The organism is Actinoplanes awajinensis subsp. mycoplanecinus, assembly GCF_001509495.1.
Taxonomy (GTDB): domain Bacteria; phylum Actinomycetota; class Actinomycetes; order Mycobacteriales; family Micromonosporaceae; genus Actinoplanes; species Actinoplanes palleronii.
The window spans coordinates 327,506-349,984 of record NZ_LLZH01000013.1 but is presented as its reverse complement, the minus strand read 5'-3'; the positions used below and the strand labels follow the sequence as shown (position 1 = coordinate 349,984).

The window sequence follows — 22,479 nt, the reverse complement described above, 5'->3', positions numbered from 1 at the left end:
CGCGCGCGGCGCTGATCAGAAACGGCGCTGATCGGAAACGGCAGTGATCAGAAACGGCGCTGATCAACAGCGGACCAGGCCCTGGATCACGGTGGCGAAGGCGGCCGGGTCGCGCAGGTGCGGGAACGGGCCGTCGCCCACGTGCGCCTGCGGCGCCGCGCCGACCGGGACGCTCGACCACTCCCGGTAGGTCAGCGCCAGTGCCGGGTCGCTGCGCCGCACCGCGAACTGACGGTACGCCTCGGGTACGGCAGCCAGGTCCCCGTCCTGCACCGTGATCACGTGCTGCACCGCGTACCGGGCCGCGAACGCGTGCGCCAGCGCCGCCGACTCCCCGTGCCCGACCAGCACCGGCGCGCGCTGCAGATCCAGCCCGTGCACGAGCGTGGCCAGGTGCTGGGTCAGGCCGGACAGGTCGTCGCGCCGTGCCGACTCGCCGTGCCCGGGCAGGTCGACGGCGATCGCGGCGCAGTTGCCGTCCAGCTCGGCGGCGACCGGCCACCACATGGTCCGGTCGTAGAACGGGCCGTGCAGCAGCACCACCGGGCGCCCGAACCGCCCCCAGCGGTCGTAGACGAGCCGGTTGCGCGGGGTGCCGTGGGCGTGGGTGGTGCGACGAGGCGGCTGAGGATGCACGAAATCGGTCTCCGGAGGCAGGTGGGACGGAAGCAACTCTGTAACGACCGGAGGGGGACCAGCGGTTACGCTGCCGCGGTGACTGCACGCGCACCCTTTCGACTGACACCGATGCGACCCCGCGATCCCGACGAGCCCGGGCGCACCGCGACCCCGTTGGAGCTCTTCTTCGACCTGGTCTTCGTGGTCGCGGTGAGCATCGCCGCCGTTCAGCTGCACCATGCGCTGACCGAGAACCACATCGCGCACGGACTGCTGTCGTACGCGGCGGTGTTCTTCGCCATCTGGTGGGCGTGGATGAACTTCACCTGGTTCGCCACCTCGTACGGCATCGACGACTGGCTCTACCGGGTGCTTACCTTCGTCCAGATGGGCGGGGTCCTGGTGCTGGCGGCCGGCATCGACCCGGCGTTCACCGAGGGTGACTTCACCGTCGTGGTGATCGGTTACGTCGTGATGCGGGTCGCGATGATCACCCAGTGGCTGCGCGCCTCCCGCGCGGGCGGGCCGGACCGGGGCATCGCCCGGCGCTACGCCGTCGGCATCGGCCTGGTGCAGCTGCTCTGGATCGGCCGGCTGTTCCTGCCGGCGAGCATTCAGGGCGTGTCGTTCGTGGTGCTGGCGCTCGCCGAGATGGCCGTTCCGGTGATCGCCGAGCGGAAGGCGACCACGCCGCGTCACCTGCACCACATCACCGAACGTTACGGTCTGTTCACGTTGATCGTGCTCGGCGAGAGCCTGCTGGGCGCGGCCAACGCGATCATCGAGGCGCTGCACGACGCCGACGAGCTGGCCCCGCTGATCTCCATCTCGGTGGTCACCCTGGTGGTCAGCGGCGCGCTGTGGTGGCTCTACTTCTGGCCGCCGCACCACACCGTGATCGTCCGGCTACGCGACTCGTTCCGCTACGGCTACACCCACTACTTCATCTTCGCCGCGGCGGCCGCGTTCTCGGCCGGCGTCGAGGTCGAGATCGACGCGCTGACCGGGCACAGCGAGCTCAGCGACGTGGCCGCGTCGTTCACGGTCACCGTGCCGATCGCGGTGTTCATGCTGGGTGTCTGGTGGGTGGTGATCCGGGAGAACGCCGACCGGGTGGTGAACGTCGCGGTGCCGCTGGGGGCGGTGCTGGTGCTGTTCGACCCGGTCGTGCCGGTTCCGGTGACGCTCACCGCGATCATCCTGGTGGCGGTCGTCGTGGTGCTGGTGCTGCGGCCGCCGGTCAGCCGGGCCTCACGCCGTGCCCGCGCCGACGAACTCGTGGGCGCCACGGAGGCGGACGACCAGCCCGGCCTGGGTGGCTGAGCAGTTCAGGCGGACCGCGAGGGCGCCCGGCAGACCGCTGTGCGCCCGCAGCGCGGCGGGCAGGGCGGCCGGGTCGAGGCCGTCCCGCCGGGCGATCAAGAGGCCGAGCTGGTGCCGGGAGATCGGATCACTTCCGGCCACATTTCGTACGCCGGGGTGCGGGTCGGCGGCCAGCTCCAGGACCGCGGCGGCCAGATCGCCGACGTGGACCGGGCACCGGATGTCGTCGGTGAACAGGGCGCCGCTCCGCCTTCCGGTGGCCAGGTCGTGCACGTACCTCTCGGTCTCCGACGTCCCGGCGCCGATGATCAATGAGGTGCGGACGATGACCGCGTCCGGCACGAGCCCACGGACCGCGACCTCGGCCGCCGCCTTGGCCGCGCCGTACGGCGTGACCGGATCCGGTGCCGTCCCCTCGTCGTAGGAGTCCGCGGCCCCCGAGAAGATCGCGTCGCTGGACACGTGCACGAGCCGGGCCCGGGCCTCGGCGGCGGCCGCCGCGACGTGCATCCCGCCGTCGGCGGTGGTCGCCCAGTCCGCCTGCCGGTACGCCGCGTTGACGATCACTTCCGGTCGTACCGCCGCGACGAGCGCGGCCACCGCGGCCCGGTCCCGGATGTCCAGGCGTCGCCCGTCCGTCCCGATCGGCCGCTGGTGGTAGGTCGCGGTGACCGAGTGGCCGGCCCGTCGCGCCAGCCGGACCACTTCGCGGCCCAACAGGCCGCCACCGCCGACCACCAGGAGCCTCAGCATGGGCGAAAGCATGGCAGGTGCCGAAAAGTCCGTCATCGATCAGTCACTCCACGTGGTCGGGTCAGTGGAAAAGCTCTCCCGGTCTTGACGGTGGCTCGCACCCTGGTCAATGCTGCATAAGTCCGAATCCCCCCATATGCCGGTGAGGCCCACAACGCCCCGGTATGAACCCGTGGCCGCGACCCCCGGTCACTCGGACACCCTGCACCAGGTGAAGGAGTTACCCCCCGATGACCTACGCTCTCGACGACCTCACGCTGCGCGAACGTTGTGCGACAGCCCTCGCCGAGCACCCGTCCACGAACCGTTTCGTCGCCACGGCCGTCAAGCCCAACGACCCGCTGGCCGACGTGGCCCGCACCGTTGAGCGAATGGTCTTCGAGGCCTCGTTCGGCCTGGACGAAGCGACCATGATCGCCGAGTACGGCCCGTACGAGGAGCAGAGCTTCTTCTTCCTGGTCATCGACCGGGAGACGGGGCTGCCGGCCGGCGCCGCCCGGGCGATCGACGGCGGTGGCAAGACCCTCGACGACGCGCCCGACATGATCGGTGTCGAGCTGTCCGAGATCGTCCGCCAGCACGGCATGTACGACGGCCGGATCTGGGACTACGCGACGCTCGCGGTGCTGCCCCAGTACCGGGCCTCCCGGGACAGCCTGGTCGTCAGCGGCATGCTCTACCGGACGTTCATCAACGCCGGGCACCGGGCCAGCGTCCGCCACGTGGTCTGCATGCTGGACCAGGCCGCGTACCGGAACCTGGACATGCTGGGCTGCCGGTTCACCGCGCTGGCCGGCTCCGCACCGTTCGAGTACCTGGGTTCGGCCGCGAACCGGGCGCTCTACATCCCGCTCGAGGAGATCGCCCGGTCGATGGGCGAGCAGGCCCACCAGCTGAGCCAGCCGGACACCGGCACCGGGCGTCGCCGGCCGGGCCTGCGCCGGATCACCGCCCGGCTCGCCAGTCAGGTCTCCTCCGGTGACGACCTCGACCCGCACATCGTGCTGCCCGGCCTCGAGCGCCGTCGCCGCCCGCGCTGACCGAATCTGACCGAAAGTCCCGGGAGCCTCATGGCTCCCGGGGCTTTTTCGTGCTCGTGACCGCACCTGACGGGCGACTCGGGGCCGGGCGGGGCGACTGCTTGGGGCGTCACGCCCCGCCCGGCGAGACCCATACTTCCGCCCACCTCTCTCAATTCACTCTTGAGTCACTGTCACGGCGCTGACCCGGCCCGGGTCAGGCGAGCGCTAACAGGGGGTGACCGCTAGTGGGCACGGGCATCGCCCCGGAGGGTTTCGCGTTCTGGCCGCGCCAGCGGCCTGCGAAGCCCGCAGGGGTCCCGGCGGGAGCGGCGGTCTGCACCCCGGCGGACGCACGACCTCATGAATTTGATCTTGATGGTGGGGTTGACCCCGGTCCGGGCGGCGAAACGACCCATTGACAAGCGTGAAACACGGCGGTTAGAACTGTGAGCGCTAACAATCATCGATTTCCATCCCCGCGGGTTCGTCCCCTGCCCGGAATCGAGAGGTCACGCCATGGTTCCCCGTCTCGAACGCTCCCTCTGGCGCAAAGCGCTCGCCGTCGCCGCGTCCGCGATCGTCGTCGCCACCACCCTGGTCGCCGCGACCGGTCCGGCCGCCGCGGCCGGCACCCTGCCCTGCGACATCTACGCCAGCGGCGGCACACCGTGCGTCGCCGCGCACAGCACCACCCGCGCGCTCTTCGGGGCCTACAGCGGGTCGCTCTACCAGGTCCGGCGCTGGTCGGACGGCGCGACCACGAACGTCGGCACGCTCAGCGCCGGCGGGTACGCGAACGCGGCCACGCAGGACTCGTTCTGCTCCGGCACCTACTGCACGATCGTGCGGATCTACGACCAGACGACCCGGCACAACGACCTGACGATCGCGCCCGGCGGCGGTGCGAACCCGACCGCGGACCAGGGCTCGAACGCGGCCGCGCTGCCGGTCACCGCGGGTGGCCACAAGGTCTACGGGGTCTACATCTCGGCCGGCAACGGCTACCGCAACAACGCCACGAACGGGATCGCCACCGGCAGCCAGCCGGAGGGGATGTACATGGTCACCGAGGGCACGCACGTCAACGACCGGTGCTGTTTCGACTACGGCAACGCCGAGACGAACAACAACGACACCGGCAACGGTGACATGGACGCGATTTACTTCGGCAACCTGTGCTGGTTCTCGCCGTGCGCGGCCGGCCCGCGGGTCGCCGCCGACCTGGAGAACGGCCTGTTCGCCGGCGGCAACGGCTCGAACACCGCGAACACCGGCCGCAACAGCGCGTTCGTGACCGCGGTGCTGAAGAACAACGGCACGACGACCTACGCGATCAAGGACGGCAACGCCCAGTCCGGTGGCCTGGCCACCCGGTACAACGGCGGGCTGCCGACCCAGGCCGGGTACAAGCCGATGACCAAGCAGGGCGCGATCATCCTGGGTATCGGCGGGGACAACAGCAACGGCTCGGTCGGTTCGTTCTTCGAGGGCGTGATGACCAGCGGCTACCCGACCGACGCCACCGAGAACTCGGTGCAGTCCAACATCGTCTCGGTCGGCTACACCAAGAGCGTCACGTTCCCGGTCAACGGCGCCACCTACCGGCTGACCAACCTGCAGAGCGGCAAGGTGCTCGACGCGGTCAACTGCGGCACCGCCAACGGCACCGCGATCGACCAGTGGCAGTCGCTGGGCAACACCTGCCAGCAGTGGAAGTTCACCAATGTCGGCGCGAACAAGTGGACGATCACCAACGTGAACGCGAACAAGGTGCTCGACGCGACCAACTGCGGGCTGGCGCTGGGCACGGCGGTCGAGCTGTGGCAGTCGCTGGGCAACCTGTGCCAGCAGTGGGCGGTGATCCCGGCGGGCAACGGACGCTACGAGCTGGTCGTGGAGAACAGCGGCATGGTCCTCGACGACCAGGACTGCGGCACCGCCAACGGCACACCGGCCCGGCTCTGGATGTGGCTCAACAACACCTGCCAGCTCTGGTCGATCGCTGCTTAGGGTGTACTGAAATAAGGGCGAAACAAGTGCGGGGCCGCTGATCTTTCGGCGGCCCCGCCGCTGTTGTCGGCGAATCGGAAAATTGTTAGCCGCGTCATGCCCGGTCGTGGAAAGTCCCCTGCTCAGGGGCGTGTATTGCAGGTCACTGGCGGATTCTTTGGAGAGTCGAGCGCGGTGCTCCCAGGCTGGACGTTGAATGTAGTCAGCGAATTCCGCGTTTATCCCTTTTAAGGAATGTGCCGTGCAGGCTGCCCGTGTACGCGACCCGCTCGCGGCCGTTTTTGTATTGTTCGCGCTGGTCGGCGCGGTCTTCGGGAGCTGGGCCGCCCGGGTGCCGGACGTCAGCGCCCAGGTCGGTGCCGGCCACTCCGCGCTCGGCGTGGCACTGTTCTGCATCTCGGCGGGTGCGCTGGTCAGCATGCAGACCGCCGGTGGGCTGTGTGCCCGGTGGGGAGCGGGACGGGTCAGTGCCGCGGGCGCGGTGGCGGCGAGCGTCGCCGTGGTGCTGCCCGGGCTGGCCGGCTCGATGGGGTCGCTGTGCGTGGCGCTGCTGCTGTTCGGGGCGGCGACCGGGCTGGCGAACGTGGCGGCCAACAGCCTCGGGGTGCAGGTGCAGCAGGCGGTGGGGCGGCCGGTGATGTCGACGCTGCATGCCGGGTTCAGCTTCGGTGGGCTGGGCGGGGCGCTGGTCGGCGGGGTGGCCTCGACGGTGATGCCGGCGGGGTGGCACCTGCTGGTCGTCGGGGTGCTGGGGCTGGGGGTCAGCGTGGTGATCGCGCCTGCGCTGGCGGGGTTCGTTCACGGGGAGCCCGCGCCGGTGCCGAGCCGGGAGCGGCCCACGGCGTCCGGGGCCGCGCCGGTCATCGTGGTGCTGGGACTGATCGCCGGGTGTACCGCGTTCGCCGAGGGGGCGCTGACCGACTGGGCGTCGCTGCACCTGCGCGAGGACCTGCACGCGACGCCGATGGTGGCCGGTGCCGGTTACGCCGTGTTCTCACTGGCCATGGCGTGTGCGCGCCTGCGCGGGCGGAGCCTGATCGTCCGGTACGGCGACACCGTCGTGCTGACCTCGGGAGCGCTGCTCGCGGCGGTGGGGATGCTGGTCGGGGCGGCGGCGCCGTCGCCGTTTCTGGCGCTGGCCGGGTTTGTGCTGGTCGGGTTCGGGCTGGCCAACGTGTTCCCGCTGGCGATCGCGAAAGCGGGGTTGCTGGGCGGGGCGCGCGGGGTGGCCCGGGCGTCCAGCGTCGGGTACACCGGGCTGCTGGGTGGGCCGCCGATCATCGGGTTGCTGGCGGGCGAGCGGGGGTTGCCGTTCGCGCTGACGAGCGTGTCGGCGCTCGCCGTGGTGGCCGCGGTGCTGGCGCTGGTGGTCGATCACCGCCTGGACGGCGCCGGCTCGGTGGCCTCGGTGCTGCGCGCGCAGGCGAGGGCCCGGCTGCAGCCGATCGCGGAGCGGGTCGAAGTCGCCGCGCAGAACCACAGCAAGTCCCTCTATCTGTTGCTCGACCAGTCCTGACCGGGAGTGCCGCATGCCCTCGCTCGACCTGCGCCGTTCCGTCCTGATCGGGGTCAGTCACATGATCCCGTTCGTGGTGGTCGGCGGTCTGCTGCAAGCGCTCGGCCTGATGCTCGGCGGGTCCGCCCCGCTGGTGTTCACGCTCGGCTCCCTCGCTCTCTACCTGCTCGCGCCGGTGCTGGCCGGCTACATATCCTTCGCGATCGCCGGCCGCCCAGGCCTGATGCCGGGACTCACCGCCGGCCTGGCCGCGACCGTGACCGGCGCCGGCTTCCTGGGCGGCCTGATCGGCGGTGTCCTGGCCGGGATCCTGGCACAGCAGCTGGGCCGGGTGCCGCTGCCGGAGTGGTTGCGGGGGCTGGCCGCCTTCCTGCTCGTGCCGCTGGTGGCCACGCTGATCAGCGGGGGAGCGATGCTCGCCGTGATCGGCCCGCCGCTGGCGTCGTTCATGCGGGTGTTCGGCGGGTGGCTGGACGGGTTGAACGGGGTCTCCGCAGTGCTGCTCGCCGCCGCGCTCGGCGCGATGACCGTTGCTGATCTGGGCGGTCCGCTGAACAAAGCGGCCTACCTGTTCGCGATCACCGGGGTGAGCGGCGCAGGTCAGGCCGGCGCCGGCATCCACGGCGCCGGGCTGATCGGCGGCCGCCCGCTCGCCCTGATGGCCGCCGTGATGGTCGCCGGGATGTCCGCCCCGCTGGCCTGCTGGTTCGCCACCGTCGTGCGGCCCTCCGCCTACACCCCCGCCGAACGCCGCGACGGCCGCTCCGCCGGGGTCCTCGGCGCCCTGTTCATCAGCGAGGGCGCGATCCCGTTCGCCGCCATCCGCCCGATGGTGGTGATCCCCAGCCTGATGCTCGGCGGCATGGTCGCGGCGACCGGCAGCATGCTCGCCGGCGCCACCCTGACCGCTCCGCACGGCGGCGTGTTCGCCCTGCTCAGCGCCGGCCACCTGATCGGCCTGCTCGGATCGCTCGCGCTCGGCGCGACGCTGGCGGCCGGCGGTCTGCTGCTGAGCCGCGGAGGCGGACGAGACCGGGACCGGAATGTGACCGACCGGGCAGCGTCCCTGGGTGGCCGATGACATCGATGATGCGCTAGAAAGCTCGGATCAGCCGGCACCCCCCCCGCCGGCGAGGAAGAGGTAGTGCCGATGTCGCGTAGCAGATTCCTGATTCCGGGTGCGGCTGTCGTCATGGTCGTCGTCGTGGTGGCCGGGCTCGCCTTCTTCGGGAAGATTCCGGGGTTGAACGCCGCCTCCCGGCAGGAGAAGCAGCTCACCAACGCCCTCGACGCGATCGCCCTGACCTCGCCGGACTTCGCGGTCGCGGTGCTCGACAAGGCGAACGACCGGGACTTCTCCTACCGTGGCTCGGAGCGCTTCGACACCGCCAGCGCGGTGAAGGTCTCGGTGCTGGCCTGCGTGCTGCTGCACGCCCAGGACGAGAAGCGCGAGCTGACCGCGCAGGAGACCGCGCGGGCCAAGCGCATGATCCAGGCCAGTGACAACGACGCCACCACGGCGCTGTTCACCGAGGTCGGCGAGGTGGACGGGCTGACCGCGTGCAACAAGCGCCTGGGGCTCAAGGAGACGACCGTCGACAAGGCGTGGGGGCTGACCTCGACCACCGCCGACGACCAGGCCCGGCTGCTCGGCAACCTGGTCGACTCGGGCAGCGAGCTCACCGTCGACCACCGGCAGCTGATCTTCGACCTGATGGAGACGGTGAACGACGACCAGAACTGGGGTGTGCCGTCGGTCGCCAAGCAGGGGGAGCACGCGCCGGTCAAGAACGGCTGGGACACCCGCAGCGACGACCACAACCTGTGGGTGGTCAACTCGCTGGGCCGGATCGTCTCGGAGGACCGGGAGACCAACGTGTCGATCGTGGTGCTCTCGCACGGTGACAAGAGCCTGAAGGACGGGATCGCGCTGGTGGAGAAGGTCGCCGCGGCGACGCGGGAGAACCTGAAGTACTGAGCGGTGGCCCGGGTGGGGCCACCGCTCAGAGCATCAGCGGACTTCGGCGGTGTACAACGCCGCGACCTCGTCGTCGGTCAGCGCGCGGTTGAACGCGTGCACCTGATCGATCGACCCGGACCAGTAGTCGGTCTTGTTGCCGGCGTACTTGGCCCGGCCCACCGACAGCGGCCCGGTGCTCACCACGTCCGGCCCGGCCGTGGTGGCCGCGACCCGCTTGCCGTCGAGGAACAGCCGGACCTCGCCGGTGGTGTGGTCGCGCACGCCGACCAGGTGGTACCACCGGTTCAGCTCGGGCGTCACAGCCAGCCGGGCGCGGTTGCCACCCGGGGTGCTGAACGCGAAGGCGCCCTGGCCGTACTGCAGGTAGAACGGGTTCTCGGTGGTGCGGCCGTCCTGGCTGACCACGGTGGCGTAGTTGCCGGGCAGCCTGTCGAGCGTCACCCACGACGCGATCGAGTAGTCGCGGGTGGTGTCGACGACCGGGGACGTGGTGTCGGCGTAGTCGCCGTCACCGTCGAACGTCAGCGCGGAACCGGACACGCCCGGCGTCCACGTGGTGTTGCCGGCCAGGGTGAGGTCGCTGGTCCCGCCGCTGTCCTTCGCGGTGGTGCCGGTGCCCTCGTCCAGGCTCCAGTCGCCGTGGCCCGGCGGCGGGGGCTGCTGGGCGGCGGCGGCACCGGCCGCGATCACCTTGAGGTTGATCGCCCGGACCGGCGCCGGGTCGACCTTGATCTCCCGGCGGTCGTACGTCCACAGGCCGTTGAGCTCGGTCTCCAGGTCGGTGATCTGGGTGTATACCGAACCGGACAGCTCCGCTCCGGCGGCTTCCAGGTAGAACCGCTCGGTGTTGTCGACGTACTTGGCGGTCAGCGCGGCCTTGTCGGCGACCCCGCTGTAGATCACCGCGGGCGTGCCCGGCCACATGTGGCCCGGGGTGCGCAGGGTGAAGCCGCCGTGCTCGCCGTCCATCGCGATCCGGGTCGCGTCCGGGTACGCCGGATCGGTGTTGTTGTAGTCGTGGTGGTCGATGACGTCGCCCTTGCCGGAGTCGCCCTTCGACGCGCAGCAGTTCACGCCGCTGTGCGCGTTCACGATCCGGGACGGGTCGGCGGCCTTGACCCGCTCGGTGATCCGGCCGGTCTCGGTGCGGTCCCACTCGCCCCAGCCCTCGTTGAACACCACCCAGCCGATCACCGACGGGGCGTTGTGCAGCTGATCCATCATCTGCCGGCCCTGGTCGTACCAGGCCTGCTGACCGGTCGTGTTCGTGATGTCGGCCGAGACGAAGTCCTGCCAGACCAGCAGGCCCAGCTCGTCGGCGTGCCGGTACCAGCGGGCCGGTTCCACCTTGATGTGCTTGCGGACCGCGTTGAAACCGAGCTTCTTCGTCTCGACCAGGTCGAAGCGCAGCGCCGCGTCACTCGGTGCGGTGTAGAGGCCGTCCGGGAAGAAGCCCTGGTCCAGGGTGGCCAGCGAGAAGATCGGCTTGCCGTTGAGGACGAGCTTCGGGAAGCCGGCCACGGTCTGCACGGCGATCGAGCGCATGCCGAAGTAGCTGCCCACCTCGTCCTTGCCGAGCGTGACGTCCAGGTCGTACAGATAAGGGTCGTCCGGGCTCCACAGGTGCGGCTTGGCGATCGGGATCCGCAGCTCGGTGTTCGCGGCGCCGGTGACCGAGCCGACCTTGTGACCCTTCTTGTCCCGCGCGACCGCGGTGACCTTCGCGCCGGTGGCGGCCGACTTGACGGTCACTCGCAGTGCGTTGGTGGCCAGGTCGGGGGTGGTGACGAGCTCGGTGATGCCGGTGGCGGCGACCGGCTCGAGCCAGACCGTCTGCCAGATGCCGGACGACGGGGTGTAGACGATGCCGCCCGGGTTCAGCGACTGCTTGCCCTTGGGCTGGTTCGCCCCGGTCGCGTCGGTGACCTCGACCAGGATCTCCTGCTGGCCCTTCGTGACCAGCGCGCCGGTGATGTCCGCGGTGAACGCGGTGTACCCGCCGGTGTGCTCGGTGACCAGGGTGCCGTTGACGTAGACCTTGGCCTGGTAGTCGACGGCGCCGAAGTTGAGCTTGAGCCGCTGACCGGAACCGATCTTCCAGCCCTTCGGCACGGTGATCAGCTTGCGGTAGAACATGTGCGATTCGCGGCGCTCCAGCCCGGACAGCTGCGACTCGACCGGGAACGGCACGATGATCTTCTCGGCCAGCTTCGCGCCGAAGACCGGCTGCTCACCCGCGGCGGCGCCGGCGAACTCCCACGGGCCGTTCAGGTTCACCCAGTCGTCGCGGACCAGCTGCGGGCGCGGGTACTCCGGCAGCGGGTGCCTGGTGTCGACCTTGTCGCCCCACCGGGTGGTCAGGCGGTGCGTGGAGGCGTTCGTCGCGGACCGGATGATCTGCGGGACCGTCTCCCCGCCGACGATCAGGCCGCCGGCGCCGTCGTAGTTGACCCGCACCTTCTGCCCGGCCTGGATCGGCTCGGCGAGGGTGACGGTCAGCCGCGTGCCGCTCTTCGTGATCGACGAGATCGGCATCGGCGTGGTGTCCGCCTCGATCACCAGGTGCGCCGCGGTCTGCCCGATCGCGGTGACCGGCGCGTCGAACTCGGCGGTCAGCTTGCGGCCGTCGGCACCGACCGCGAACGCGGCCGGGAAGACCTGGAAGCCGTCCGGCGGCGTGAAAGCGCTCTCCGGAACGAGCTGCTTCGAGAGGCCGGCGGCCGACCAGCGCAGGAACAGGTTCGCGCCGCCGACGTCCTGGAACATCTCGACGCGCACGTCGTGCGTCTCACCGGCGGTCAGGTGCACCGCGGCGCTGGTCTGCTCGACGTCCCAGTCACCGACCCAGTGATCGATGACCGGCTGCCCGTCCATGAAGAACCGGAACCCGTTGTCGCCGATCATGAAGAACGTGTAGTCGCCGGTGGCCGGCGCGGTCAGCTTGCCGGTCCAGCGGGCGGTGGTGTGCTCGGTGCGCCCGAGGAACGACTGGAAGCTGCCGGTCAGGTCCGGCAGGTCGACGTTCGGGTCCAGCGAGACGCCGCCGAGCTCGGCGAAGTCCCGAGCCCCCGGCGCCGACATCCGGAAATACTCACCCTTGAGGCCGTGCACGACGACGGCTGCTGCGGGTGCTTCTGCGTGGGCGGCTGCGGGCGCCACCAGGGTAGCGAGGACTAGCAGGCTTGCTGTGAGCAGGGACTTCCAGGGCGATCGCGGCATCGAGTGTTTCCCTTCGCACAACGACGTAACGAGATCACATTGAGCCAGTTACATGTGTGATGTCAACGAAAAGAAACAGGACTCGACATTTTCGCAAGCACATCCCGGGTCAAGGCAGGCGTTTACCGCCCGCTTAATACTTTTTCGGTACGAATACGGAGCGCTCGTCCGCAGGCTACAAGCCACGTCCCGTGGTGGCCTCGCGCGCCACCGCGGCCGCTCCAGGCCGCAGCGCGCCTCCCGGACCTCGGCTGGTTCTCGGGGGTGTCTCGGAGGGCCGGAGGCACCCCTCACGACCAGCCGGCGGACCGCGACGGGCGCTGCGGTCCGGTCGGTCGCGGTCCTCGGCTGGTGCTCACGGCTGTCTCGGCGACCCGGAGGGAGCCGTCAGCGCCAGCCGGCGAGGGGTCAGGGGCGGGACTGCCGGGTGGCGCGCCAGGTCAGCACGGCGGCGGCGGTCAGGGCGAGGCCGGTGGCGGGGGCGGCGAGGGAGCGCCGGTGGGCCGGGGCGGGCTTGGGCGGGACCGCGATCGGGGTGAAGACGTTGCCGTCGTGCGGGGCGACCTGCTCGCGGGACAGGCCGCCGACGCTCATCAGCGGGACCACCAGGGCGTCGTACACCGCCGGCAGCGCCACGAAGCCGAATCTGATCAGCGGGTTGACCAGGCCGACCGACACCTCGCCGCGCGGGCGCCGGGCACAGCGCAGGATCGCGGCGGCGACCTTCTCCGGCGAGTCGACCGGCGGCGGGGGCTGGCCGAAGCGGCCGGCGAAGTTGGCCGCGGTGCGATAGATGGAGGTGTCCACCGCGCCCGGCGACACCAGGCAGACGTGGATGCCGGGAGCGTCCCGGGTCTCCAGCCGCAGCGCCCGGGCCAGCCCGCGCAGCCCCCACTTGCTGGTGACGTAGGAGCTGGTGAACGGCGTGACCACGGTCCCCAGCAGCGAACCGGTGAGCACCAGCACGCCTCGCTCGCGCGCACGGAACCGGCGCAGCGCGACCCGTGCCACGGTGGCCGCGCCCAGCAGGTCGACGGTGACGACCCGGTCGAACACCTCGGCCGGTACGTCCTCGAACTTCCCGTACGCCATCACCGCGGCGGTGTGCACCCAGACGTCGATCCCGCCGTACGCGTGAGAGGCGGCCTCGGCCACCGCCTCCATCGCGTCGGCGTCGGTGACATCCGCGACCACCGCCCGCGCCTGCGCGCCGACGGCCCGGCAGTCCGCAGCAACAGTGTCCAAGTCCGATTCTGATCGGGCCGCGAGGATCAGCCTGGCGCCGGTGCGGGCATAGGCCAGCGCCGTCGCCCGCCCGATTCCGCTGGAAGCCCCGGTGATCACGACTACTGGTGTGGCATCCATGGCCACGCTGTACCCGCGGTGACCCGCGCCAACCTAGGTCGTGAACGTCGCCACCACGTCGCGCAGCCGGGTCGCGGCGTCGGCCAGTTCGTGCGCCGACCGGGCCGTGGTGTCGGCCGCCGCCGTGGTCCGGCGGGCCTCCTCGGTGACCGAGCCGATCCCGCCGGCGATCTCCTCGGCGCCGGCCGAGGTCGCCGAGACGTGCCGCGACACCGTCGCGGAGTACTCGGCGTCGATCAGGTCCTGCAGCGCGGTCAGCTGCGTTCGCGAGGTCGTGGCCAGCGCGGTGGTCATCCCGGAGGCGACCGCCTGCTGGGTGCTTTCCAGGGTGCCGGCGGCGCGGGCCAGGTGCAGCTGCACGGCGCGGGCCGTGGCCGCCTTACCGCCGACCGCCAGGACCGTCTCGTCGACGGCCCGCCCGGCCTGGTCCAGCAGCAGCGGCAGCCGGAACACCAGCGCGTCCATCACGTAGTACGAGTCCAGGTCCGGAACGCGTACCGCAGCCGGCCCAGCAGCCGGCTCGCTGGTGAGAACAAAGCGCGCCTCCGCTGTCCGCTTCGGCACCGCCCGGGCACACCTGAGCCGTAACGCGCTGCTGGGCGTTCCCCGGAGCCGCATTGCATATAAATCCCATATGTATGCTCGGTTATGGCGATGAGTGTGCTCGATGCCATCGGCGACACGCCGCTGATCCGGCTCACCCGGGTCACCGCCGGGATCGCCGCCGAAGTCCATCTCAAGGCGGAGTTCCTCAACCCCGGGGGCAGCGTCAAGGACCGCGCCGCGCTGGCCATGGTCGAGGCCGCCGAGGAGTCCGGCGAGCTGCGCCCGGGCGGGGTGATCGTGGAGGGCACCTCGGGCAACACCGGGATCGGCCTCGCCATGATCGCCGCACAGCGCGGCTACCGGGCACTGGTCGTGGTGCCGGACAAGAGCAGCGCGGAGAAGGTCGCGACGCTGCGGGCCTACGGCGCCGAGGTGGTGATCACCGTGGGCGGTGTGCCCCGCGAGGATCCGCGGCACGTCTCGCAGGTCGCCGCCCGGCTCGCCGCCGAGACGCCGGGCGGCTGGCTGGCCGGCCAGTACGACAACCCGGCCAACCCGGGCGCGCACCGGGCCACCACCGGCCCGGAGATCTGGCGGCAGACCGGCCGCCGGGTCACCCACTTCGTGGCCGGTGTCGGCACCGGCGGCACGATCAGCGGCACGGGAGCGTTCCTGCGGTCGGCGGGCCCGGTGACCATCGTCGGCGCCGACCCGGAGAACTCGGTCTACGGCGGCGGTGACGGCAGCCCGTACTACGTGGAGAGCATCGGCCACTACGTGCACCCGGCGACCGCCGAGGACGTGTGGCCGGAGTCGTATCACCCGCACGTCGTCGACCGGATCGAGCGGGTCGGCGACCGGGAGTCCATCGAGATGACCCGCCGGCTGGCCCGCGAGGAGGGCGTGCTGGTCGGCGCGTCGACCGGCACGGCCGTGGTGGCGGCCCTGCGGGTGGCCCGTGAGCTGGGCCCGGACGGGCTGGTGGTGGTCCTCGCACCGGATTCCGGCCGCGCCTACCTGTCCAAGTACTTCGACGACGGCTGGCTGCGCCGCAACGGCTTCCCGGCGCCGGTGGCACGTGGCTCCCTGGCCGCAGCCTCGCCCGGGTCCGGAGCCCACGCCGCACCCGGGTCCGCGGCCTCGCCCGGCCCGCTGGTCGGGGACATCCCGATCAGCGCCGCGGTCCTGCTGCCGGTCACCGCCCGGGTGCGGGATCTCCCGGCCGCCGCCCGGGTGCCGGCTCGGCCGGCCGACCAGGTGACCGGCCGGCCGGTCGCTTCGGTGGCGCTGGTGGTCCTGCCGCGCGGGGACCGTCCGCTGACCGATCCGGCGCCCGGTGACGTCGTCGGGGCGGTGCCGCTCGACGCGCTCGTCCACGCCGCTCCGAGCGCCCTCTTGACCGATGTTGCCCAGCCTCCGTTGCCGACCGTCGGCATCGGCGAGTCCTCGGCCGAGGCTCTGGGACGCACGCCCGCAGCCGCCACGTGGGTCGCGGTCCTGACCGACGGCCGGATCACCGGGGTGATCACTCGTAGTGCGCTGGCCGCAACGTCCTCCCGAGACGCCGCAGCGGCCGTTCACTGACATCCTCCGCGGCCGCCCGCTGGCCGAAGACGGCCGTGACCATCGGGCGGAACAGGCGCAGCACGTCGGCGACGAACCGCCGGCGGCTCAGCCCCAGCGCCCGCAGCGCGCCACCGTGGTCGAGGGAGACCACCAGGGCCGCCCCGGTCATCAGTGCCCACCACCCGGCGGCCGCGGCGACCCGGCCGGCGAGCGGGGTCCCGGCGAAACACTGCCGCAGGCGGTCGAGGTGGAACGGCACGTGCCGTTCCTCGTCGGCGAGGATCCGGCCGGCCACGTCGGCCACGTAGTCGTCGCCGGACCCGTCGCGCAGCGCCCGGTAGTAGCGCAACGCCACCACCTCGGCCAGCATCAGCGTGAGCAGCTCCAGCCGCAGGCCACCACCGCGGCGGACGAGCACGAACACGGTGTCGGTCCAGTGCCCGCTGATCGGGGCCGCCCCGGCGTAGCGCAGCACGTTCGCCAGCCGGACCGCGTGGCTCTGCTCCTCGGCCACGAAGAGCCGGATCGCGGCCAGATAGACCGGGTCGCCGGCGCGCGTCGCCGCCGCGATCAGGCTGGTGCCGTCGCCGTCCTCACCGGCCTGGAACCGTTGGACGCTGCGGATCAGCGCTGGCGGCAGCTGCCCGCCGAGCGGCTGCGGCTCGGTCCGCGCGGCCCGGCGGCGAGCGTGTTCCTCGAACATGGCGAGATGCTGGTGAATGTCCATGACACGACCCTGGGCCCGTGGCCGGTGCCGCTGGAAGGCCCTGCACGGAACCTCCACACGACCTCCCCGGCCCGGCCGGTTTTCCCCGGTCCGGCAGACTGGCGACGTGATCAGACTGCGGTGGTACCTCGCTCGCGAACGGCAGCGGGTGATCGATGCCGCCGATCTCGAGGCGACCTACGCCGCCGTTGATCCGGCGACCAAACCGGTCTTCGAACACGACGGCGTGCTGGTGTGGGTCAGCGGTCCCGACGAGTGCCGGGTGGAACGGCACCGGGGCGGCCGGCAGCTTCGCCTGGACGAGTCCGGCACGAACGTCCTGCCCCGCGCCCGCGGCCTGGAGTTCCTGCGCACGCCCGCCGCGAACCACCGCTGGGTGCACGCCCTCGACTGGCACAGGGGTGCCGGCGACTACCTCGACCGGGACCGGGTCGACGCCGTCATGGAGCGCGGTATCGACCTCGAGCCGTGGTCGTCCGCGGAGAGCCCGGTGGGTCTGCGGCACCTGTCGTATCTGATGTGGTTCCACGGCGGCGCGATGGCCAACGGCGTCCACTGGCCGCTGGACACCTGCACCGACGAGCAGATCGCCGCGTTCAGCACGGCCGCCGCCTACTTCGGCCTCGACCGGTTCACCGACCTGCTCGGCCGGCTGGACGAGGAGCCGGAGGACGACGCGCTCAGCGAGGAGTACTGGGATCTCAGCGGCGCGTTCGGCGAGGACGCTTCGCTGATCTCGGACGCCGTCCGCTGCAAGCTCGTCGAGGCGCCGGAGGATTGGGGCTGACCACAGCGCGATCAGACCTGGACGCGCATCACCCAGCGCCACTTGGCGATCTTGCGGACCCGGGTGAAGCCGTGCCGGGTGTAGAGCTCCTCCGGGCCGGTGTGCAGGTAGGCGCCTCGCTGCGGCGGGCGGTCCTCGGTCTGCTCCGGATAGGCCTCCACGATGCCGCCGCCGGACCGCCTGATCTCGTCGAGCGCGGCCGCGACGGCAGCGGCGGCGACACCCTTGCCCCGCTCCTTGGCACTGGTGAAGATGCAGCCGATCCGCCAGTCCGGTGGTTCGGCGGCTCCCTGATCGTACGATCGCTGGTTCTTGATGGTGGGCAGCTCCGGCGGCGGACCGAACTGACACCAGCCGACGCAGAGTGTGCCGTCGTAGACGAGCACCTGGTGAACGGTCCCGCGCCTGACGTGCTCGAGCTTCGCCTGCCGGTTGCCCTCGCGGGTGCGCCCCGGGCCCACGCCCTCCGGGTGGAAGCCCATGCACCAGCAGCCGCCCCAGACCCCGTTGTTCGCCTCGACCAGCGCGGCGAAGTCGTCCCACGTCTCCGGTGACAGCATCCGGGTCGTCAACGTCATGACTTCAGTGTCGGGGTGTCAGGCGCCTTCGACGAGGAGCATCGGGGTCAGGGTTTCGCCGGCGTGGACCGCGGCGGTCAGGCGGCGGTGCCCGCGCACGGCGACGAACTCCGATGCCTGGTGCCGCACCGTGATCTCGCCGGCCTCGTCGGTGTCCGCGGTCGGGCGGACCCGGCGGGGATCGAGGTGGCACGCGGTGGCCGGTGACGCGGTGGGCGGCCTGCCGAGCATCTCGACGATCCGGGTGACGACCTGCTCGGTGGTCGCCCGGGTGGTGTCGCAGACCAGGTCGTAGTTGCGCAGGTCGGACTTGTCGACGCCGTACCGCGCGAGGAACCGCTGCCGTTCACTGTCGCTGCGCTCGGCGAGCTGGCGCCGGGCCTCCTCGACGCTGTCATAGCGCTCCACCGCGTCACCGGGCCGGGCCAGCACCCGCCGGGCGGCCACGACCGGGTCGGTGATCAGGTGAACCTTGAGGGCGTCGGTGAAGTAGTACCAGGCCAGCCGGCTGTCGACCACCAGCCGCTGACCGGAGGCGGCGATGTCGTGCTGCAGCTGGTCGATCTGATGGTCGATCTTGTCGTCCAGCTCCGAGTGCAGGTTGAACTGCAGCGCCGTCATGCCGTGCTCCGCCGCCATCCGGCGGTAGAGGTCACCGACGCTGACCCGCCGCACCCCCAGCCGCTCGGCCAGCATCACCGACGCGGTCGTCTTGCCGCTGCCGAGATCACCGTTGAGGACCACCGTGCGAGGCCAGGCCATCGCCTCACCATACCGGCCCACCATCCGTTCCCGGTCGCGTGCCCTCGAGCCGCCATCCCCGTGCGTTTGCGAACAGCGCCAGAAGAGGATCTCAGCAAGAATCGCAGAATAATCTTGCACGTTCGGAATGATAAATATATTCCTCGATCATTGGTGATTCGACGGCAAGTAACGCGAATTTGTCATGCCCCGGCGAGGCCTATGTGATCAGCCAGCTCAATTAATCGTGCAGGAATATCCGACCGGCTCCGGCGTAGAACATCGGCTATTATTTCATGGGCAACCGGTCGGCAAATGATCTCGGATGGCACGCGACGATCGGTTTCAAGAAGCATATCGATCGCCTGAGGCAAATCTCTTGACTGAAGAGCGGCGCGTGCAATTGTCAGAAAATGACTGCCTTGGGCGCATGGAGCAAGTGTATCTATTCTTGATCCCAAGGATTCGTTGACCTGGAGTGCTAGTCGACCATCTCCGAGCTCCACGGCGGCCGCCGCCCGGTAAACCTCTATGGTGGTAGGTCCAAATGATGTCCAAAAGTGGTTCGCTTCACCGCCGAGCAGCCGCCCTGCGTCCTCGGCTTCCTTGAGCAGATCGCGGACGGAAGGCGCGTCTCCCATGCGAGCGGCAATAATGGCTGCCTGGAGTAACAGCGCCCCGCGGATAGCAACACTGTCCGGCGCCTGCATCCGTTCATGACTGGCGGACCTGAGCTCTGCGACAGTCTCCAGGCATATCTCGAAGGCCGAACGTACTCGGCCGAGAGAAAGGAGCGCGCCGGACACGCGGACAATTGTGGCGCCGAGTAATAAAGAATCATCAATTTGTAGTGCTAGAGATGAGGCTCGATCCGCAGCGAGCCAACTCAACTCATGTTCGCCGACTTTGCGTAACACTGAGGAACTGATCAAGTATATCTGGCTGCGAAGTTGTGCGATGCGAAGGAAGTCGACCGGCCCGGTTTCGAGCGCACGAACGTCCCTCAGTAGCCGAGGAATATTAGAGCTAAGCAGGCCATAATCGGCGTTGTCAAGGAGTCGCCACGCGTCATTGACTAATGTCGTGAATTCATTTGGATTCAAATTTTGTTTGTCGGCACCAATGGCGCTGCTCGGGTAATCTCTTTCCAGTGCAGAGCGGATCTCGTGGGTATCCAGGTAGTCGATCGAGTAAAACCCGCGAGCTCGATAGACTGGCTCATTGTCTAGGAGGGTTGGAAGATCGATGCTCAGGGCATCGGATATTTGAAGCACCGTTGACAGTTCGATCTCGTCAAGTCGCAGTTGTCCGCTCTCGACCTGACGAACCCAGCTCTCCGGGCGGCCCAACAATTGCGCGAGGTCCAGCGGTGAGAAACGTCTGTGCTCACGCCAGCGAGAAATCCGGATCCCGGCGGACTGCTCGCTCGGGTCGCTCGGGGGCGTTTCGTCGGGTGGAAATCCATGTGATGCTGGTATGTAGATGTTTCGCACTAATGCAAGCTTGCCAGCAGTGTTTCCGGCTCGCTGCTGAGGCTTCTGGAAGCCTCGGCTTGACATTCGTTTTGTGACGTACTCGTAGAGGACGTCCATGGGCAGGTACTTTTCCGGATGCGGCACACCGGTCATCATGACGTCGAGCATGCACCCGGTGAATGCACTGAACTCGTCGTTCTCGGGGGCGAGCGACGTTTTAGTGCCTGAACAGGAGGTGATGATGTACAGTCCCTCTATTTCAAGCTGCTCGACCGCAGCCGTGACCGGATCGGACATTGAGCGCACTGCACGTCCGCTGTAGCAGCAGTCGAGGATGACAATCTTAGCTTCCGCAGAACTACCGAGTACGATTTCTTCCAGGTCGCGGAATGGAACGCTCGTCCAGAACTGGTCATCTTCTGTTTCTGTTTCGGCGAGTGCCAAATGTAGTTCATGCCGTCTGCTGGCCAGCAGGCCATGGCCTGAAAAGTAGACCAGTAGAGCATCTTCAGCCTTTTTCGCTGCCTTCTTCAGCGGGAGTAGCATGTCGTTGGGTACTCTTGGGTTTATCACTGTTATACAATGATCACGCGGGAATCCGGAAATCCTGGCGTCGGTCAGAACGTTATATAGCGCTTGCACGTTCCGTGCTACGGAATGCAAATTCTCAAGGTTGTCGGATTTGTATTCTGCAGTGCCGAATATGACAGCCTGTGAGCGCGAAAATTCAGGAAGCCGCATGTCAGTCCACCCCGTTGAGCTGCTCCTGGATAGTCCGAGCAATCTTTTCGGCGTCGCGCAACTTCGTAGTGTCAATCTCGACTTCGACCTCGCCTCGGCGCACTCGAATCCGAGTGCGCCGACTTGCTGCCCGTGCGGTTAGCCAGCCGCCGATGGAACCGGCTAGCGCGACCACCAGTTCTTTATTCATGATCGTTGCTTCCAGTGCTGCGGGGACGCCACCGTTCATCTCGCCGTCCGCTGGGGGCCGTGGCAACGACAGTAGCGACGACCCTCGTAAATCGGCATCATCCCTCAGCCACTCGCGAAGGTCGTGGAGTTCGTCACCGCAATCGTCTCCGAGAACCTCGATCATGATTTTCATTCACACTCCCAAGGGAAGGCGTCAATGCGCAGATATCTTGGGCCAGAATATGCTCCTGCGGCAAGGCGTGTCATCGGAGCATGTGGCGGCGATCCCGCGCCTGGTCCCATGCGCTCTGCTCGGCGTGCGAGTGGCGTGTTTCAGCTGATGGTGTACGGCCGTGGCCAGGAGTCCTGGTGAAGGTAACCGAAAGTGTCGGTGCCGACGGGCGGTTGGCTGTGGTCGGGGAAGGCAGACTCCAGCGGGTGGGCGATGACGGACTGCCGGAGCTCGACCAGCTGCCGCTCGCATTGTTGCTGCGGCTTGCGCGGCGGGAAGCCGAGGATGACGAGGATCGGCCGGTGCCGTTTCTTTGTGCGGTGCATGAGCGGCCGATCCGGGTGGTGTTCGATCGCGTGGCCCCTCTCCTGTCCGACGGTGACGCCGGCTGGCGGTTCCTTGCCGCGCGAATTCTGGGGCAACTCGGTCCGCAGACCGACGGGCGGCGGCCGTTCAGCGCCGAGACGGTGCCGATGCTGCGGGAGCGGCTCGGGAGGGAAACCGACGCCTACGTGCTGGGCGCGATCGTGAGCGCGCTCGCCGCGCACCACGCTGGTGAGGCGTTGGACGAAGTGCTGGGCATGGCGGATCATCCCGCGGTCGGGGTGCGGTTCGCCGTCGCGGCCGGGCTGCCCGGTCTGGTCACTCTCACGCAGGTGGAGCCGGCCGCGGCGGCCGCGCTGATCCGGCTGTGCCACGACGAGGACGCGGACATCCGGTTCTACGCCGTGTACGCGGCCACCAAGGAGATCGCCGGACTGGACCTGGAGCGGATCGCTGACCTGGCCGCGCAGCTCGTGACCGATCCGGATCAGCAGGTGCGGACCATGGCGATCGAGCACCTCGCGGCGATCCCGGCGGTGCGGGGGCTGCTGAACGCGTGGGATTTCCGGGGCGTCTTCGACCCTGAGGACAACACCCGATCGTACGACTGTCTGATCCGGCCGATGATTGTCGGACTCGACTGTGGGGCGGACGCGGCGTATCTCCGCGAGTTGCTCGACGACGAGCTCAGGCGTCACTTCGGTGTGCCGGCGGGCACCGTCGACACGGAAGGCGTGGCCGGGCAACTGATCGCCTGGCGGGCCGAGGCCGGCGAGTAGGGCGA

At 69.3% G+C, this 22,479-nt stretch carries 18 protein-coding genes and 1 pseudogene; 9 read left to right on the top strand and 10 right to left on the bottom strand.

Annotated elements, in window-relative coordinates; translation table 11 throughout:
- Positions 1-63 precede the first annotated feature (63 nt).
- Positions 64-636, bottom strand: a complete 573-nt coding sequence (locus ADL15_RS04945; RefSeq protein WP_157441169.1) for an alpha/beta fold hydrolase — start codon at positions 634-636, stop codon at positions 64-66.
- A 111-nt stretch (positions 637-747) separates the two neighbouring features.
- Here ADL15_RS04945 and ADL15_RS04940 point away from each other — a divergent pair, with 111 nt between their 5' ends.
- Entirely contained in the window at positions 748-1,941 is a 1,194-nt protein-coding gene (locus ADL15_RS04940) for a low temperature requirement protein A (RefSeq protein ID WP_067685366.1), read from the top strand.
- Here ADL15_RS04940 and ADL15_RS04935 read toward each other — a convergent pair.
- Complete coding sequence (locus ADL15_RS04935) at positions 1,870-2,694, bottom strand: sugar nucleotide-binding protein (protein WP_394326910.1); 825 nt, start codon at positions 2,692-2,694, stop codon at positions 1,870-1,872. The two genes, ADL15_RS04940 and ADL15_RS04935, sit on opposite strands and share 72 nt — an antisense overlap.
- Before the next feature lie 230 nt (positions 2,695-2,924).
- On the opposite strand from ADL15_RS04935, the gene ADL15_RS04930 reads away from it, so the two are divergent.
- From ADL15_RS04930 to ADL15_RS04910, 5 genes are all read left to right on the top strand, one after another.
- The gene (locus ADL15_RS04930) at positions 2,925-3,734 is read left to right on the top strand and encodes a hypothetical protein (RefSeq protein WP_067685365.1); all 810 of its coding nucleotides are present in this window, start codon (positions 2,925-2,927) and stop codon (positions 3,732-3,734) included.
- Between the two features lie 498 nt (positions 3,735-4,232).
- Entirely contained in the window at positions 4,233-5,726 is a 1,494-nt protein-coding gene (locus tag ADL15_RS04925) for an arabinofuranosidase catalytic domain-containing protein (RefSeq protein WP_067685364.1), read from the top strand.
- A gap of 241 nt (positions 5,727-5,967) precedes the next feature.
- Positions 5,968-7,242: an MFS transporter gene (locus tag ADL15_RS04920; protein WP_198170536.1), complete on the top strand. Its 1,275-nt coding sequence runs from the start codon at positions 5,968-5,970 to the stop codon at positions 7,240-7,242.
- 13 nt (positions 7,243-7,255) lie between these two features.
- A complete protein-coding gene (locus ADL15_RS04915) occupies positions 7,256-8,323 on the top strand; it encodes a PTS fructose transporter subunit IIC (protein ID WP_067685362.1) in 1,068 nt (355 codons plus the stop codon).
- A gap of 69 nt (positions 8,324-8,392) precedes the next feature.
- Positions 8,393-9,220, top strand: coding sequence for a serine hydrolase (locus ADL15_RS04910; protein WP_157441168.1), 828 nt, complete (start codon positions 8,393-8,395; stop codon positions 9,218-9,220).
- A 33-nt stretch (positions 9,221-9,253) separates the two neighbouring features.
- On the opposite strand, the gene ADL15_RS04905 is transcribed toward ADL15_RS04910, so the two are convergent.
- From ADL15_RS04905 to ADL15_RS04895, 3 genes are all read right to left on the bottom strand, one after another.
- Positions 9,254-12,442, bottom strand: a complete 3,189-nt coding sequence (locus tag ADL15_RS04905) for a glycoside hydrolase family 2 (RefSeq protein ID WP_067685360.1) — start codon at positions 12,440-12,442, stop codon at positions 9,254-9,256.
- Between the two features lie 408 nt (positions 12,443-12,850).
- On the bottom strand, positions 12,851-13,807 hold the full coding sequence (locus ADL15_RS04900) for an SDR family NAD(P)-dependent oxidoreductase (protein WP_083970902.1): 957 nt from the start codon (positions 13,805-13,807) through the stop codon (positions 12,851-12,853).
- 33 nt (positions 13,808-13,840) lie between these two features.
- Complete coding sequence (locus tag ADL15_RS04895) at positions 13,841-14,371, bottom strand: hypothetical protein (protein ID WP_157441167.1); 531 nt, start codon at positions 14,369-14,371, stop codon at positions 13,841-13,843.
- Between the two features lie 90 nt (positions 14,372-14,461).
- On the opposite strand from ADL15_RS04895, the gene ADL15_RS04890 reads away from it, so the two are divergent.
- Positions 14,462-15,937 carry a PLP-dependent cysteine synthase family protein gene (locus ADL15_RS04890; protein WP_067685410.1) on the top strand — a complete coding sequence of 492 codons (1,476 nt, stop codon included), beginning with the start codon at positions 14,462-14,464 and terminating at the stop codon, positions 15,935-15,937.
- Here the strand turns inward: ADL15_RS04890 and ADL15_RS04885 are convergent.
- Positions 15,879-16,646, bottom strand: coding sequence for a ferritin-like domain-containing protein (locus ADL15_RS04885; protein WP_198170534.1), 768 nt, complete (start codon positions 16,644-16,646; stop codon positions 15,879-15,881). The two genes, ADL15_RS04890 and ADL15_RS04885, sit on opposite strands and share 59 nt — an antisense overlap.
- 106 nt (positions 16,647-16,752) lie before the next feature.
- On the opposite strand from ADL15_RS04885, the gene ADL15_RS04880 reads away from it, so the two are divergent.
- Positions 16,753-17,433, top strand: coding sequence for a hypothetical protein (locus tag ADL15_RS04880; protein ID WP_067685357.1), 681 nt, complete (start codon positions 16,753-16,755; stop codon positions 17,431-17,433).
- Between the two features lie 11 nt (positions 17,434-17,444).
- Here the strand turns inward: ADL15_RS04880 and ADL15_RS04875 are convergent, their stop codons facing one another.
- From ADL15_RS04875 to ADL15_RS52660, 4 genes and pseudogenes are all read right to left on the bottom strand, one after another.
- Positions 17,445-18,011, bottom strand: coding sequence for a GNAT family N-acetyltransferase (locus ADL15_RS04875; protein WP_067685356.1), 567 nt, complete (start codon positions 18,009-18,011; stop codon positions 17,445-17,447).
- 30 nt (positions 18,012-18,041) lie between these two features.
- Positions 18,042-18,773 (bottom strand): annotated as a pseudogene (locus ADL15_RS04870) (cytidylate kinase family protein); the annotation flags it as partial.
- Positions 18,774-18,955: 182 nt separating this feature from the next.
- The gene (locus tag ADL15_RS51035; protein ID WP_083970901.1) at positions 18,956-20,968 is read right to left on the bottom strand and encodes a caspase, EACC1-associated type; all 2,013 of its coding nucleotides are present in this window, start codon (positions 20,966-20,968) and stop codon (positions 18,956-18,958) included.
- Between the two features lies 1 nt (position 20,969).
- Positions 20,970-21,332 (bottom strand): effector-associated constant component EACC1, encoded by a 363-nt coding sequence (locus ADL15_RS52660; RefSeq protein ID WP_157441166.1) that lies wholly within the window; start codon positions 21,330-21,332, stop codon positions 20,970-20,972.
- A 176-nt stretch (positions 21,333-21,508) separates the two neighbouring features.
- Here ADL15_RS52660 and ADL15_RS51030 point away from each other — a divergent pair, with 176 nt between their 5' ends.
- Positions 21,509-22,474, top strand: coding sequence for a HEAT repeat domain-containing protein (locus ADL15_RS51030; RefSeq protein WP_157441165.1), 966 nt, complete (start codon positions 21,509-21,511; stop codon positions 22,472-22,474).
- The last annotated feature ends 5 nt before the right edge of the window (positions 22,475-22,479 follow it).